Origin of the sequence: Paraburkholderia caribensis, assembly GCF_002902945.1 — a bacterium.
GTDB lineage: Bacteria > Pseudomonadota > Gammaproteobacteria > Burkholderiales > Burkholderiaceae > Paraburkholderia > Paraburkholderia caribensis.
Genome location: NZ_CP026101.1, coordinates 3,291,924 through 3,306,119, shown reverse-complemented (window position 1 = coordinate 3,306,119; position 14,196 = coordinate 3,291,924). Strand labels below are relative to the sequence as shown.

The 14,196-nt window shown below is 64.9% G+C and carries 15 protein-coding genes and 1 riboswitch; of the genes, 8 read left to right on the top strand and 7 right to left on the bottom strand.

The window, feature by feature from the left end; all coding sequences use genetic code 11:
- Positions 1-102: 102 nt before the first annotated feature.
- Both C2L66_RS14690 and C2L66_RS14685 read right to left on the bottom strand, forming a co-directional pair.
- Positions 103-1,407: an ATP-binding protein gene (locus C2L66_RS14690; RefSeq protein WP_060602439.1), complete on the bottom strand. Its 1,305-nt coding sequence runs from the start codon at positions 1,405-1,407 to the stop codon at positions 103-105.
- Between the two features lie 16 nt (positions 1,408-1,423).
- A complete protein-coding gene (locus C2L66_RS14685) occupies positions 1,424-2,161 on the bottom strand; it encodes a response regulator (RefSeq protein ID WP_054929135.1) in 738 nt (245 codons plus the stop codon).
- 407 nt (positions 2,162-2,568) lie between these two features.
- On the opposite strand from C2L66_RS14685, the gene C2L66_RS14680 reads away from it, so the two are divergent.
- The 4 genes from C2L66_RS14680 (at position 2,569) to C2L66_RS14665 (ending at position 4,495) form a co-directional block, all read left to right on the top strand.
- Positions 2,569-2,772, top strand: coding sequence for a hypothetical protein (locus C2L66_RS14680; RefSeq protein ID WP_054929134.1), 204 nt, complete (start codon positions 2,569-2,571; stop codon positions 2,770-2,772).
- Between the two features lie 16 nt (positions 2,773-2,788).
- On the top strand, positions 2,789-2,998 hold the full coding sequence (locus tag C2L66_RS14675; protein WP_060602442.1) for a DUF6726 family protein: 210 nt from the start codon (positions 2,789-2,791) through the stop codon (positions 2,996-2,998).
- A gap of 30 nt (positions 2,999-3,028) precedes the next feature.
- On the top strand, positions 3,029-3,754 hold the full coding sequence (locus C2L66_RS14670; protein ID WP_060599605.1) for a hypothetical protein: 726 nt from the start codon (positions 3,029-3,031) through the stop codon (positions 3,752-3,754).
- A gap of 63 nt (positions 3,755-3,817) precedes the next feature.
- The gene (locus tag C2L66_RS14665) at positions 3,818-4,495 is read left to right on the top strand and encodes a flagellar basal body L-ring protein FlgH (RefSeq protein ID WP_405083842.1); all 678 of its coding nucleotides are present in this window, start codon (positions 3,818-3,820) and stop codon (positions 4,493-4,495) included.
- Positions 4,496-4,595: 100 nt separating this feature from the next.
- On the opposite strand, the gene C2L66_RS14660 is transcribed toward C2L66_RS14665, so the two are convergent.
- The 5 genes from C2L66_RS14660 to C2L66_RS14640 all read right to left on the bottom strand — a co-directional run bounded on the left by C2L66_RS14660 (position 4,596) and on the right by C2L66_RS14640 (position 10,161).
- The gene (locus C2L66_RS14660; protein WP_009771308.1) at positions 4,596-5,342 is read right to left on the bottom strand and encodes a response regulator; all 747 of its coding nucleotides are present in this window, start codon (positions 5,340-5,342) and stop codon (positions 4,596-4,598) included.
- Positions 5,343-6,325: 983 nt separating this feature from the next.
- Complete coding sequence (locus C2L66_RS14655) at positions 6,326-6,853, bottom strand: hypothetical protein (RefSeq protein WP_224100698.1); 528 nt, start codon at positions 6,851-6,853, stop codon at positions 6,326-6,328.
- 110 nt (positions 6,854-6,963) lie between these two features.
- A complete protein-coding gene (locus tag C2L66_RS14650) occupies positions 6,964-7,461 on the bottom strand; it encodes a hypothetical protein (RefSeq protein ID WP_060599607.1) in 498 nt (165 codons plus the stop codon).
- A gap of 196 nt (positions 7,462-7,657) precedes the next feature.
- Positions 7,658-8,431: an SDR family NAD(P)-dependent oxidoreductase gene (locus tag C2L66_RS14645; protein ID WP_060599608.1), complete on the bottom strand. Its 774-nt coding sequence runs from the start codon at positions 8,429-8,431 to the stop codon at positions 7,658-7,660.
- Positions 8,428-10,161, bottom strand: coding sequence for an ABC transporter ATP-binding protein/permease (locus C2L66_RS14640; protein ID WP_060599609.1), 1,734 nt, complete (start codon positions 10,159-10,161; stop codon positions 8,428-8,430). The genes C2L66_RS14645 and C2L66_RS14640 overlap by 4 nt, the downstream gene beginning before the upstream one ends.
- Positions 10,162-10,478: 317 nt before the next feature.
- Positions 10,479-10,589: riboswitch (TPP riboswitch) on the top strand.
- Between the two features lie 230 nt (positions 10,590-10,819).
- On the opposite strand from C2L66_RS14640, the gene C2L66_RS14635 reads away from it, so the two are divergent.
- The 4 genes from C2L66_RS14635 to thiE are packed head-to-tail and all read left to right on the top strand — an operon-like array spanning position 10,820 to position 14,169.
- A complete protein-coding gene (locus C2L66_RS14635; protein ID WP_035988929.1) occupies positions 10,820-11,959 on the top strand; it encodes an FAD-dependent oxidoreductase in 1,140 nt (379 codons plus the stop codon).
- A gap of 10 nt (positions 11,960-11,969) precedes the next feature.
- Positions 11,970-12,167, top strand: coding sequence for a sulfur carrier protein ThiS (thiS, locus tag C2L66_RS14630; protein WP_009771314.1), 198 nt, complete (start codon positions 11,970-11,972; stop codon positions 12,165-12,167).
- 59 nt (positions 12,168-12,226) lie between these two features.
- Entirely contained in the window at positions 12,227-13,051 is an 825-nt protein-coding gene (locus C2L66_RS14625; protein ID WP_035988932.1) for a thiazole synthase, read from the top strand.
- On the top strand, positions 13,048-14,169 hold the full coding sequence (gene thiE / locus C2L66_RS14620; protein ID WP_082670306.1) for a thiamine phosphate synthase: 1,122 nt from the start codon (positions 13,048-13,050) through the stop codon (positions 14,167-14,169). The genes C2L66_RS14625 and thiE overlap by 4 nt, the downstream gene beginning before the upstream one ends.
- Positions 14,170-14,196: the final 27 nt, after the last annotated feature.

Sequence of the window (14,196 nt, the reverse complement as noted above, 5' to 3'; positions counted from 1 at the left end):
GAAATGGCGCGACCGTAAGGCAAGGTAAGCGCAAACGGCGCGCGCGTAATGTGCGTAACGTGTCCAGCGTGCGCCAGCCGCTATTCATGGCCCGCAATCGCCTCACGCTTCCGGCATGGCGACAGGCAGCGCGACGCGCACATGCAGTCCGCCTTCCGGGTGATTCTCCACCGTGCACTTGCCGCCGCGATGATGCGCAAGGCGCACGACGATCGCGAGGCCCAACCCGCAATGTCCTTCGCCGCCGCGCGCCGCATCCAGCCGCACGAACGGCTTCATCGCGGCAGCGATGCGGTCTTCAGGAATGCCCGGCCCGTGATCGCGGACGTCGATGAGCCATTGCTGTTCGTCGCGCGACGTCGCGATTTCGACGGGCGGCGCGCCGTGTTCGAACGCGTTGTCGACGAGATTGGTGACGAGCCGGTCGAGCAGCGTGCGCGGCAGCGTGAAGCGCGAACCGGCCTGCAGATCGAGCCTGAAAAGCGGTGCTTCGGCCTCGTCGCCAGAGTCCGCTTCATCGCCTTCATTGCCGTCTGTGGAAGAAAACTGCTCGCGCAGGAAAGCGTCCACTTCCGTCATCGGTCCCGATTCCGCCGACTGCCCCGCGAATTCCAGGAACTGCTGCACGATATTCGTCAGCGAATCGACGTCGCGGATCAGTCCCGCGCGTTCGTTCTCGTCGGCGAGCACGCTGGCGCGAAGCTTCAGACGCGTGAGCGGCGCTTTCAGATCGTGCGCGACGCCCGCGAGCATCACCGCCTGATCGTCGCCCGCTTCGTTCAGGCGCCGCATCATGTCGTTGAACGAGCCGATCAGATCGCGTAGTTCGCGCGGGCCCTGTTCGGAGACGGGCTCGGGCCGGCTGCCCGCGCCGAACGCGCGTGCCGCATGCGCGACGCGCGTGAGCGGCCGCTGCATTTGCCAGACGGCGAGCAGCGACAGCAGCAGCGCGGCAAGCAGCATCGAAATGGATTCGATCACGAAGCGCGGGCGCGGCGGCACGTCGACGGGTATCACGACCCACATCGACTTGCGCGGAAAGCGCACCCACAGACGCGGCATATGCGTGTCGTCCACGGCGATCTCGGTGCCGACGGGCAGGCTCGCGCGCAAATGACGCGTGAGTTCGACGAACGGCCTGCGCGTGGGCGGCTCAAGATGGACGGTGGCCGGCATGTTCCAGGTCGGCACGAGATGCACGCGCAGCGCAGGCGCGACGTCGGCGCCATTGACGGGCTCGCCGTTCGCCGCCTGCAACGCGAGCAGAATGCCGCGCGCGTAGCCGTCCACCTCGTGATGCGGCGGCTGCATCACGACCAGCACGAACCAGCCAGCCTGAATTGCAAACAGCACCGCCGACGACAACAGCGCCATCCTGCCGAACAGCGTATTCAGCGGATTCCTGATGCGGGTCACGCGAGCATCACGCGGGATCGGCGGCGAAGGGCGCGCCGTTGGGGTCCGCGTCGGGGACGAACACATAGCCCTTGCCGCGCACCGTCTGCACGTAGCACGGATTCGACGGATCGTTTTCGATTACGCGGCGCAGACGCCAGATGGGCACATCCAGACTGCGATCGCGGAACGGCAGGTCGTCGCGATGCACGAGATCGTGAATCAGCACGCGCGACAGCACCTTGTACGGATTGTTGACGAAGATTTTCAGCAGCGCGAATTCGCTGTCGCGCAGCGTCACGCGCGTGTCATCGCGCGACAGCGTGCGGGTCGCGAAATCGAGTTCGAATGGGCCGAAGCGATAACGCTTGCGTGCTTCCGGCGCGCTCGTCGTCGCCGGGCCGCGACGGCGCAACACGGTCTGGATGCGTGCGAGCAGTTCGCGCGGATCGAAAGGCTTCGTCAGATAGTCGTCGGCGCCCAGCGACAGCCCGATGATGCGATCGGCCACCGTGCCGCGCGCCGTCACGAAGATCACGGGAATGTCGTCGCCGGCGGCGCGCAACGCGGTGAGCGCGCGCAGGCCGTCGGTGTTCGGCATCATGATGTCGAGCACGACGACGGAAGGCCGCTCCCGTTCGAGACGCCGTTGCAGATGCGTGCCGTCGTGCAGCACGGATGCATCGTAGCCATTCGATTGCAGGAAGCGGCAAAGCAGATCGCGCACGACGGGATCGTCGTCGACGATGAGGACCTGTGGATTCATACCGAAATTCTAGTCCGGCAGGGCTTGTCGGCGGTTGAAGCTTTCCTTACCAACACTTACTCAAACTCTCGGCGAGCGCGCGTGCGGCGCACGGCTTATCGAGCCTGTCTTGCAGGGCGGGGCGCAGCGGTCCGCCGGGCGCGTTGCAGTCCGCAATATTTCGCTTACGTACGCATTGCGGATGTTGAGCAAAGACCCTGCATGTTGCGCGATTGGAAAGATTTCGCGTGCATTCGCAAGCGGTCGTAAGCACCTCGGAAATACGTGCGTTGCTTGAGCCATCGTGACAACGAGGCAGACGGGATCATTCGCTATGCCACACGCTGCCGTGTGCGCCGGACTCAGCGATGCTTTCGCGAACGGGCGCACGGCGATCCCGAAGACTCTCGCACTTCACGAGGTTTGCCATGACTGTTCAGAACAACCATTTCACCACGCAACTGCAAAGCATCGCCCGACCCTCCGCCGCTGAAAAGCCGTCGGCGCGCGGCGCGTCCACGACGGCCGCCGCGACGGCGACGGGCGACAAGACGGGCGACAAGGCGGGCGCGGCGCAAACGTCCGGCTCGCCCGTCGGCATGGTCGGCAATCACGTCAACACGACGGCCTGACGTGCCGGAGTTCGCCGTGCCGAGATCACGCTTTTACACGCACGTAAGACGCGCTGCTACGCGTCTGGCGATGTGGTCGGCCGTGGGCGCGGCGGTGCTGCCGCTCGACGGTTGCGCCGTCGCGGCGCTGCCGTGCCGGCTGACTTCGGCGACGCTGAAGATACTGCCCGTCGTCGGCCATGTGGCCGCGACGCCGTTCGACGCCTGTGCCGCAGCCATCGACTGAGCTGCTGCCACCAGTTACGCGAGGCGAGCCATGCAACTCACTTCGATCGGGCGCGCGCTGACCGCATGCGCCGTGGCCATGTGCTGTGCGCTGATGCCGTTCGCGGCGAGCGCGCAGAACATGTTGCCGCCGCAACAGGCGGCCGCGCTGCGCATGTCGGCGATCGGCGCGAAAAAGCGCGCCGCCGACAAGCCGTTCGCGTTTCGCGGCATTCCGCTCGGCATCACGCTCGACGAGTTTCGCGCTGTCTCGCGGGTGCGCGCGACGCCGCTCGGCAGCGTGCCCGTGTGCGAGACGGACAACGTCGCGGGTTCGCTCGGTATGCGGCTGAAGACGTCGCAGAGCCTGACGATCGCGTGCCAATGGGCGCATCGCGTGGCGGACGGTTGGGAAGTATCGCGTGCCGTCGTCGACGGCGCGCCTGCTGACGAGCATGTGCTGCGCTTCGTGCGCGTCGATGGGCAGAGCGGTTTCCGGCTGTACGAGATTTCGTTCGTTATCGACGAGATCACAGCCGACGATCTGCGCGACGCATTCGAGGACCGCTACGGTGCGCCGCGCACCGCGACGCAGGTCAGCTCGCCGACGGCTGGCCAGTTGCCTGTCTACATCTGGGAAAACGACGTGAGTTCGATCACGTTGTGCCTGTTGCCCGCGACGCACAACGCGACGCTCATCTACCTGTTGAAGGACCCGGACGCGTATATGAAGTCGGTGGTGCGGCAATGGCAGGCGAGCAGTCCCGACGCGGGTTGACGGGAGATTTCGATTGGCTTCGTTGCTTAAACACACGCAAAGGCACGACACACCATGAACGCCATGCACATGCCACGCGCGGCCGCCGTGCTGACGAGCGCCGCCGTCTTCTACGCGCTCGCCGGTTGCGGCAGCACGAAAGATTCGATTGTCGACACGCCGATGCTGCCGCCGCTGTCGACTGCGCCGCTCAACGTGAACACGCAGGGCGCGATCTTCCAGGCGGGCACGGGGATTCTGCTGTACGAGACGCCGCGCGCGCAGCACATCGGCGACGTGCTGACGATCCGTTTGTCCGAGTCGTACACCGGCTCGAACAGCACGAATGCGCAGGCGAGCCGCGCGAGCGACATCACGGCCGAAGCCGCCGACAAATCGACGGGAACGGCGGCGCGTCTGGCGCGGCTGTTCAATATCGGCTCGGCGAGCACGACCTTCAAGGGTCAGGGCTCGATTGCCGACACGAGCGGCATGACGGGGACGCTGGCCGTCACGGTGATCGGCACGATGCCGACTGGCAACCTGGTCGTGTCGGGCGAGAAGCTGATTTCGATGGGCGGCAACCGGGACCGGCTGCGTCTGTCGGGCATCGTGAACCCGAAGGATATCGAGTCGGGGAACTACGTTGCGTCGAGCAAGGTAGCGAATGCGCGTATCGAGCAGGCGGGGCAGGGCATGCTTGCCGATTCGACGACGCTTGGGTGGCTGCAGCGCATGTTCATGAGCGTATTGACGTTCTGATGCTTTGCGCGGGCGGCGCGGGTCGCGCGGTGGTTCTCGAGTTCGCGCGCAAGCTGCCGGCGCATGCCGATCTGTGCGTGAAGCGCGGCGCCGCGGAGCGTCAGAGATTCGCGACGGGGGCGTCGTAACGTTCCGCTGCTCCGATCTCGCCATCCGGCACGAACACATAGCCTTTGCCCCACACGGTCTGCACGTAGCGCGGCTCGGACGGATCGACTTCGATCAGCCGGCGCAAGCGCCAGATCGACACATCGAGGCTGCGATTGCGGTGCGTATCGGTGCCGCCGTGGAGTTTTTCGAGCAGTTGCGCGCGTGTGAGCACGGTCATCGCGTGCGAGACGAACACTTTGAGCATGGCGAATTCGCTGGAGCGCAGGGCGATGCGTTCGCCGTCGCGGCGCAGTTCGCGCGCGGGAAAATTCACTTCGAAGCGGCCGAAGCGATAGGGCGCGCGATTTTCGGGCGCGCTCGGCGCCGCGCTTTCGCGTCGGCGCAGCACGCTGCGGATACGCGCGACGAGTTCGCTCGGGTCGAAGGGTTTGCCGAGATAGTCGTCCGCACCCAGTTCGAGACCGATCACACGGTCGATCACATCCGCGCGCGCGGTCAGCAGGATCACGGGGATGTTGTCGCCTGCGAGGCGCAGCGCGCGTAGTGCGCTGATACCGTCCAGCTCGGGCATCATGATGTCGAGCACGACGAGTGCGGGACGTTCGTGCTGCAGTGCCTGTTGCAGCGCCATGCCGTTCTCGAGCACGGATACCGTGAAGCCACGGCCTTGCAGATAGTCGCGCACGATGTCGCGGACGACGGGGTCGTCGTCGACGACCATAATGGATGAGTTCATCCTGGCGATAGTAGTTGGGGTGCGCTTCGCGCGGAAGCTGGGGGTGCTTTCGAAATCTTTCATGCGTAAGAGGTTTGGTTTTTGCTTTTTGGTTTTTGGTTTTTGGCTTTTTGCTGCGCGGGCAGGCGCGGTTTGATTTTTTTGGGGTGGCGTTGCCGTGCGGTCTGTTTTGGTGTTTTGGGCTTTGTGCTGGCATCCGCAATTTGTTAGCTCGCTTCAGGCGTCGCCGTTCGGTGTTTTGGTTTTTTCGCTGGCATCCGCGATTCGTTAGCTCGCTTCAAGCGTCGCCCCTGTGCGGGGCGGCACCTACTTTTCTTTGCCGCCGCAAAGAAAAGTAGGCAAAAGAAAGCGGCTCACACCGCCAGCCCTTGACCTTTGTCCACGGGCCCCCAACGGCCCCACACTTCACTCGGCAACGCTCTGACTGGTGCCCGTTGCCAGCGCTTCGAATGAACGCCTCACCCGCTTCAAACACCCGTACATGAGCCAGCGGCAGCGAATGGTATGTGCCGCCCAGGTGGCAAACTGTGTGTAGGTTGTCGCGTCGTATGGCCTGGCGCTCTTACAGGGTGGGACGCATGCGCTATCGGTCCGGAGTGGTGCGCGTATGGCGCGAAAGCCGACACACAGTTTGCCACCTGGGCGGCGGTAGACTGTCTGGCGCGGCGTCCTGAAAAACGGGGGCGTGAAGCGGGTGAGGCGCTCATTCAGAGCGTTGGCAACGAGCACAGGTCACGTGGTTGCCGTGTGAAGCGTAAGAACCTTTGGGGGCCCTCAGGCAAGTACTAGCGCTGGCGGTGTGAGCCGCTTTCTTTTGCCTACTTTTCTTTGCGGCGGCAAAGAAAAGTAGGTGCCGCCCCGCACAGGGGCGACGCTTGAGGCGAGCTAACGAATCGCGGATGCCAAGGTAAGGACAAGCACACCACGCGGCGTTGCCATCGCAAAGCAAAGCAAAGCAAAGCAAACCAAAACGCTACACAGCATCACTTCCCAATAGAAGAAGTCTGAATACTTTCAGGCTGCAACTCAGCGATCTGATCGACGACCATCTTACCGATCAACCCATCAAGCTTGACCGAAGCACTCGAATACCGATCAACCCCAAGCCCACCCGTCTGATACCGCGCGGTGACAAGAATCCGCCCATGCTGAATCAGCGTGAGATCGATCATGGAAAGATACTGAGTCGGTTCGTCACTGAACGAGCGGCGCCCGTAGTCGACAGACGCGTTGTACACGAGCCGCGCCTCGCACCCGGCCGGCGACGTCCCCGGGTTATACACATCCGAGCGAATCCCGCGCTTATCGAGCGCAAGCTGCAACGCAGGCACGAAGTCGCCAACCGAAACCAGCTGGTTCACCTCGATGCAAACCGCGCTGATCTTCGCGCGCCGTCCGTTGATGAACGTCGGCGACGAATAATTCGACGCGATCGCGTAGCCCGCCTGAATCACGGAACCCGTCGCATCGGCGGCCGTGATCAGCGTCCACGCGCAACCGCCCAGCGACATCAAACAACACGCCGCGAGCAAGAACCGCAAAACATGCGCGAATGAAGTGACGATCACGATGCGCTCGCGAGCAGACTGAGTGAGATAACGTCGGGCCGTGTCAGGAACGCTCAGCGCGCAATGCGCAGACGCAGTTCGTTCTGGCCTTGCACGCTCGCCGTGACGCTCACGCGGCGATCGGCCGTCTTCACGATGAAGTGCTGGCGCGTCGGCGTGTTGATGTCGTGCACGACGTTCGGGAAGCACGCAGCGATATCCGCGCCGATTTCTTCGAGCGGATCGTTAACGAAGCCGTCGGCTTCCCAGTGCGCGCGCCAGCGGCAGTCGTACGAATGCGCGTTGGCGCGGCAGTCGTCGATCGGATCGACGCCCGGCAGCGTCGCGGCAGGCTCGTCGCGCAGCTTCTTGAAGTCGGCGGACGACACGATGTGCGACAGCGCAGGGCAGACGTCGGCGGGCTCGGCCTGCTTCACAGGCGTGATCTGCGCGGCGTTCGCAGCCGTCGCAAACAGCAGCGCGGCCGTGGCCGTCAGCGCGGCGTCGCGGCCGGCCTGCGTGAGACGAAGAGACAAACGGGAAAGCGAGGGGAGGCGGCGGTCGAATGACATGGCAGGTATTTCCAGTGACGTTGAAATTGCGTCGCGGGCTGCGCCAGGGGAGCGTTTGGCCCACGATGCAATCGTCGCTGGAAATGCCCGCGCGCAAAGCACGGAACAGCGCATGCGCTTCGAAAGTGCTTTCGAACTGTTCGAGAGTCTTTCAGGATGTTGCGCCGGCTGCGAGTGCGTAAGACTCGCGCGCCGCTCAACCGAGCGTCAGCCCGCCATCGACATGAATCACCTGACCCGTGATGTGGCGCGCGGAGTCGGAAAGCAGAAAGGCGATCAGCGCGGCAACGTCGTCGGGTTCGGCGACCTGCCCGAGCGGCGTCGCCTCCGCCGCGCGCGCCCACGCGGGCGCATTCTCCGCGCTCGGTCCGCGATCCTTGCGCGTATAACCCGGCGCGACGCAATTCACCGTGACCCCGTGCTGCGCAAGTTCGGCGGCCGCCGTTTTTGCCAGCGACTCGAGCGCGGCTTTCGCGGCAGCCGTGCCCGCAAACGCCGAGTCCGCGCGATAGCGATGCGCGACGAACGAACTCACGGCCACGACGCGCCCGCGTTTCGATGTTTCGAGCGCAGGCGCCGCCCGTTTGACGAGCGCGGCGAACGCAGCGGGCATCGCCGCGAACGACTCCGCGAGCGCATCGAAATCCAGCGTGCCGATGGTTTGACGCTGGGCGTGTCCCGCGTTGGCCACGATCTGGTCGAGCGCGCCAAAACGCGCGAGCGTCTGATGAACGGCATGTTCGGACGCGCCGCGTTCGGCGAGATCGGCAAGCACCGTTGCGCACGTCGCGCCGCTCGCCGCGCAGGTCGCCGCGACCTGATCGAGCCGCGCACGCGATGCATCGTCCGCGCCGCGCGCGTGCAGCATCAGCGCGACGCGCGGCGCGGCGATGCGCCGGGCGAGCGCGGCGCCGATGCCGGAGCCCGCGCCCGTCACCAGCACGACGCTCTCGAACGACGCGTCGCTCACGCGGCCTCGCGCTCGACCGCGCGCTCGATGAACAGCGTATGGTCGTGGAACGCTTCGAGCGTCTTGCGATGCGCGACGCTGACAATCGCCGCGTTCGGCAGACGCTCGATCAGCGCGTTGTAGATGATGCTTTCGTTCTCGGGATCGAGCGCGCTCGTCGCTTCGTCGAGGAACAGGAAGTCAGGCTGTTGCAGCAACGCGCGCGCTGCGGCAAGACGTTGCTGCTCGCCCGGCGACAGCGAGCGTTCCCAATGCGCCGATTCGCCGAGGCGCTCCGCTAGTTCAGGCAAGCGGCACACCGTGAGCACGTCGCGGCACGCTTCGTCCGAATAGGCGGAAGCCTCCGACGGATAACAGAGCGCCGCCTTCAGCGTGCCGATGGGCAGATAGCTGCGTTGAGGGATGAACAGCAGCTTTGCATCCGCGGGCTTTTCGATCGTGCCTTCGCCGAATGGCCACAGGCCCGCGAGCGTGCGCATCAAGGTGCTCTTGCCCGCGCCCGAAGGCCCGCGCACCAGCCAGCGCGTTTTCGGCGCGATGGTGAACGAGCCGACGTTCGCCATCGGCTCGCCGTTGGGACGCTGCAGACGGAGATTCGTTACTTCGATCGAATCGGTATCCGTGACGTGCACGTTGATGCCGCCGTGCGCGGTGCCTTCGACGACCGACTCATGCAGATGCTGCGAGCGCATCACGCGATGGAATTCCCGCAGACGGTTGACGGTGGCGCGCCACTCGGCGAGTGAATCGTAATTGTTGATGAACCAGGAGAATGAATCGCTGACCGTGCCGAACGCGCCCGTCACCTGCTGGTACATGCCGAACGAGATGCTCTTCGAAAAGTATTTCGGCGCCGCCGCGATGTACGGAAAGACGATAGCCAGCTGCGAGTAACTGATGACGACGATATTGAAGCGCCGCGTGAAGCGCATGATGAGGCGCCAGTTTTCGCGGATGTGCGAGAACACGCCCTTGAGCTGCTGCTCTTCCGAGCGCTCGCCCTGATACAGCGCGATCTGATCGGCGTTTTCGCGGATGCGGATCAGCGAGAAACGGAAGTCGGCTTCCACACGCTGTTGCTGGTAGTTGATCGACACCAGCGGATGGTTGACCTTATGCGTGACCCACGAGCCGACGGCCGCGTAGATCAGCGCCGCCCACACCATGTAACCCGGAATCGAAAACTCCGTGCCGAACATGTGGAACGCGAACGCGCCCGACAGATTCCACAGGATCACGATGAACGAGAACAGCGTGACCGTGGTCGACAGCAGGCCGAGCGACAGATTCAGCGAAGCGCTGGCCAACCCTTGCAGGTCGGCCGAAACCCGCTGGTCGGGGTTGTCGGCGAGATTGTCGCGCTCGATCCGGTAGTACGCGCGATCACCCAGCCAGTCGTTCAGATAGCGGTTGGTGAGCCACTGCCGCCAGCGGAATTCGAGCATTTGCCGGAAGTAGGTCCGGTACGAGCCGAGCAGGATCAGCGCGAGCGCAATGACCGTGAACTGCAGCAGCGAATATTTGAAGACGGGATAGTTGTACTGCTGGATCGCGTCGAAGAACGTGCGCTGCCAGCTGTTGAACCAGACGTTGGCCGCGACCATCGTCATATTCATCGCGATGACGAGCGCGAGCAGGCCCCGCGCTTTCCATCGATCCTCGGACACCCAGTAGGGCTTGATGAGGCCCCACGCGGTGATGTCCGCCGGATTTTTCGAGTTGTCGATCATAAGCATCCTTTCATACGGTCAGCCGGGCGGCGACGGGACGCATTGCGCAGCGGCTTGGTGCTGCTGTCGCATCCCGCCGGGTTGATGGCCCGGCTGCGATTGTTCCGGCACCGACTTAATCTGAACTTAAGCGGACGTTTCACCTCGCCTCGGCGCAGCCGCGCAAACCCGACAAAGGCCTTGCACTGGCGCGGCATTCCGTCCGCATTGACGCGTGCCATTGTGCCAGAGCAACAGGGAACCTCGCCAAAATCAGCCGCGGCCGATTGAGGTCTGCCCGGGTTTGCGGCGCGCGCAGCTTTTATGGTCTAATGGTCCGGACGAAACAGGGGTGCTTCGTGCGCTGGCAGTCGCTGCAGCGAGGCTGAGAGAGACCCTTCGCACCCGATCCGGGTAATACCGGCGCGGGAAGTTTTCGGGAAGTATTTCCTGGAAGTTCTCCTTCCGCCGGGGCGGCGTTCCCGTTTTTCGTGAGCGCCCATGCCCGGCTGGCCTTGCCCGCCGGTTTCGTCCTTGGGTACGTGCGCACTTTGCCGTACGGAAAGGATTCGATGACCGCTCATTTTTCACCTATTCGCTTTATTGCTGCGGGTTACGCCCGTCGCTTCGTTGTCGGCGCGCGGTTTGCGGCGCGGCAGGTTCGCTTTGGAGCCGCACGATGAGGACTTCTGCTCAACCGGATTTCGCCGTAATCGGCGGCGGGCTGTGCGGGCGTCTCGTCGCGTGGCAACTCGCGGGCGAAGGGCATCGCGTGGCGCTTTATGAGCGCGGCGACGCGGCGGGCTCGCAGGCGGCCGCGTGGGTGGCCGCCGCGATGCTTGCGCCGCTCGCCGAGGCCGCCAGCGCCGAACTGCTGATTACTCGGCTGGGCGCGGCGTCGCTGGAAACGTGGCCGACCTTGCTCGCGCAATTGCCCGAGCCGGTGTTTTTCCAGCGCAACGGCTCGCTGATCGTCTGGCATCACAGCGATCGCGCCGAGGCGCCGCTCTTCGAGCGGCGGCTGCGCGCCAACGCGCCCGCCGAACTGCTCGACGGCGGACTCGTCGCGCTGGCAGGCGCGCAGGTCGGCGCGGCCGAGCCCGCGCTCGCCGGCCGCTTCACGCAAGGCTGGCTGCTGCCGCACGAGGGCCAGCTCGATAACCGCCAGGTGCTGTCGGCGCTGGCTGCGGGACTGGCGCAACGGGGCGTCGAGACGCACTGGAACACGTCCGTTGACGACGGCGCGTTGCCGCCCGCGAAGGTCACGATCGATTGCCGCGGGCTGGGCGCGAAGCCCGTCATGCCGACGCTGCGCGGCATCCGCGGCGAAGTCGCGCGCGTGCACGCGCCCGGCATCGATCTGACGCGACCGGTGCGCCTGCTGCATCCGCGCTATCCGCTCTATATCGCGCCGAAGCAGGACGATCTCTATGTGATCGGCGCGACGGAAGTGGAGGGCGAGGATATGTCGCCCGTCAGCGTGCGCTCGGCGCTCGAATTGCTGAGCGCGGCATTTTCGGTTCATCCCGGTTTCGGCGAGGCGCGCATTCTCGAACTGAACTCGCAATGCCGGCCCACCTTGCCCGACCATCGTCCCGTGCTGCTGTGGGACGGCGCGAGCACGCTGCGCGTGAACGGGCTGTACCGGCACGGCTACATGATCGTGCCCGAAGTCGCGGGCGAAGCAGTGCGGCTCGCGTCGGCGCTGCTCGATGGCCGGGTCGCCGATTCCGACGGTTTTGCCGACTGGCAGCGCAACGCGCGCTGGAGCGAGCTGTTCCGGCTGGACCGCGAGCCCGCCGTCACTCTCAATGTTTGAACTCATAGACATGGACATTCAGATCAACCAGAAGCCGCTGTCGCTGCCCGAAGGCGCGACCGTCGCCGACGCGCTCAGCGCGTACGGCGCGCGGCCCCCGTTCGCCGTCGCGCTGAACGGCAATTTCGTCGCGCGTGGGCAGCATGCGGCGCGCGCGTTGCAGGCGGGCGACAAGCTCGATGTCGTGCATCCCGTCGCGGGCGGCTGAAGCTGAAGTTGCAGCCAAAGCCAGGCCACGAGACGCAAGCCACTGACAAGGAATCACACATGAACTCACACGCGAACGCACCCGCCGACGCGCTCACGCTTTACGGCGAAACCTTCCAGAGCCGCGTGCTGCTGGGCACGTCGCGCTATCCGTCGCTGCAGTCGCTGTCGGATTCGATCGCGGCGTCGAAGCCGGGCATGGTGACGGTCGCGCTGCGCCGGCAGATGAGCGAGGGCGGCGCGGAAGCCGGCTTCTTCGATCTGCTCAAGCGCCACGGCGTGCCGCTGCTGCCGAACACGGCCGGCTGCCAGACGGTGAGCGAGGCGGTGACGACGGCGCACATGGCGCGCGAAGTCTTCGATACCGACTGGATCAAGCTCGAACTGATCGGCGACGACTACACGCTGCAGCCCGACCCGGTCGGCCTGATCGAAGCGGCCGCGCAACTGGTGAAGGACGGCTTCAAGGTGCTGCCGTATTGCACGGAAGATCTCGTGATCGGACGGCGTCTGCTCGATGCGGGCTGTGAAGCGCTGATGCCGTGGGGTGCGCCGATCGGCACGGGCAAGGGCGTCGTGAATCCGTATGGCTTGCGCGTGCTGCGCGAGCGTTTGCCCGACGTGCCGCTGATCGTCGACGCGGGCCTCGGCGTGCCGTCGCATGCATGCCAGGTGATGGAATGGGGCTTCGACGGCGTGCTGCTGAATACGGCCGTGTCGCAGGCCACGCATCCGGAGACGATGGCACGCGCCTTTGCGATGGGCGTCGAAGCCGGCCGCGAGGCTTATCTCGCCGGCCCGATGGCCGAACGTGAAACTGCCCACGCGAGCACGCCTGTCGTCGGCATGCCGTTCTGGCATCAGGATGGGAGCGCTGCGGCATGACGGAGACACTGAAACTCGCGGGCCGCGATCTGTTCTGGCCACCCGCCGACGAACTCACGGAAGCGGCCGAACGCATCCGTGCGCACCTCGGCGACTGGCCGCCGACGCACGTCGACTGGCGTATCTGCCTGACGCCGCCCGACGACGCGAATGGCGGCGACCTGATCGTCTTCACCGACCTGAAGCAAAGCAGCGCGCAGCATGTCGAACAGATCGCGCGCTGGCAGACCCAGGGCGCGGGCGTGATCGAGGCCGCCGAAGGTCGGGCGGTGCTGCATCTGGGCGGCGTGCGCTATCAGCTGGAAGGCCATCTCGCGGAAGACTGGATTGCCGCGCTCGCTGCGTTCCTCGATTGCGGCTTCGATCCGCACGATGCGCTGGTGCTCGCGCTCGCGTGGCGCGACGGCGACGAAACAAGGTCCGACGATGCGTGGCCGTGCGACATGTCGCACTTCCCGCGCGTCGCCGGTTTGCCGGACGCGCCTGCGCAAGCTTTCGCTGCATGTCCGGACGCACTCGGCCTCTACGCCGTGCTGCCGACCGCGGAATGGGTCGAGCGCGTGGCCGGGTTCGGCGTGAAGACGTTGCAACTGCGTCGCAAGACGGCTGAGCCGGAAGAACTGAAGCGGGAAATCGCACGTTCGGTCGCGGCGGGCCGCGAGCATGGCGCGTGCGTTTTCATCAACGATCACTGGCAGGCGGCCATCGACGCGGGCGCGTACGGCGTGCACCTCGGTCAGGAAGACGTGCATACGGCCGATCTGCATGCGCTGTCGAAGGCAGGCGTGCGCCTCGGCCTGTCGACGCACGGTTACTACGAAATGCTGACCGCGCTGCACTTCCGGCCGAGCTACATCGCGCTCGGCGCAGTGTTCCCGACCACGACGAAAGTGATGCCGACCGCGCCGCAAGGTCTGGCAAGGCTCGCACGCTACGTGAAACTTCTGGATGGCGTCGTGCCGCTCGTTGCGATCGGCGGGATCAGCGGCGATGTGCTGCCGCAAGTGCTCGCTACCGGCGTGAAAAGCGCCGCCGTGGTGCGCGCGATCACGGAAGCTGCCGATCCCGCATCGGCCGCTGCGACGTTACAGAAAGCGTTTTTACAACAAAAAGTTTAGAAAAGTTAAATCGTTAGCGTCGTCAAG

Coding starts and splice junctions, on each gene's coding strand:
- C2L66_RS14650 (WP_060599607.1), bottom strand. CDS start 7,461: ATGTCATTCGACCGCCGCCTCCCCTCGCTTTCCCGTTTGTCTCTTCGT.
- C2L66_RS14670 (WP_060599605.1), top strand. CDS start 3,029: ATGCAACTCACTTCGATCGGGCGCGCGCTGACCGCATGCGCCGTGGCC.
- C2L66_RS14655 (WP_224100698.1), bottom strand. CDS start 6,853: ATGTCGCTGGGCGGTTGCGCGTGGACGCTGATCACGGCCGCCGATGCG.
- C2L66_RS14660 (WP_009771308.1), bottom strand. CDS start 5,342: ATGAACTCATCCATTATGGTCGTCGACGACGACCCCGTCGTCCGCGAC.
- C2L66_RS14635 (WP_035988929.1), top strand. CDS start 10,820: ATGAGGACTTCTGCTCAACCGGATTTCGCCGTAATCGGCGGCGGGCTG.
- C2L66_RS14665 (WP_405083842.1), top strand. CDS start 3,818: ATGCACATGCCACGCGCGGCCGCCGTGCTGACGAGCGCCGCCGTCTTC.
- thiS (WP_009771314.1), top strand. CDS start 11,970: ATGGACATTCAGATCAACCAGAAGCCGCTGTCGCTGCCCGAAGGCGCG.
- C2L66_RS14680 (WP_054929134.1), top strand. CDS start 2,569: ATGACTGTTCAGAACAACCATTTCACCACGCAACTGCAAAGCATCGCC.
- C2L66_RS14685 (WP_054929135.1), bottom strand. CDS start 2,161: ATGAATCCACAGGTCCTCATCGTCGACGACGATCCCGTCGTGCGCGAT.
- C2L66_RS14625 (WP_035988932.1), top strand. CDS start 12,227: ATGAACTCACACGCGAACGCACCCGCCGACGCGCTCACGCTTTACGGC.
- thiE (WP_082670306.1), top strand. CDS start 13,048: ATGACGGAGACACTGAAACTCGCGGGCCGCGATCTGTTCTGGCCACCC.
- C2L66_RS14640 (WP_060599609.1), bottom strand. CDS start 10,161: ATGATCGACAACTCGAAAAATCCGGCGGACATCACCGCGTGGGGCCTC.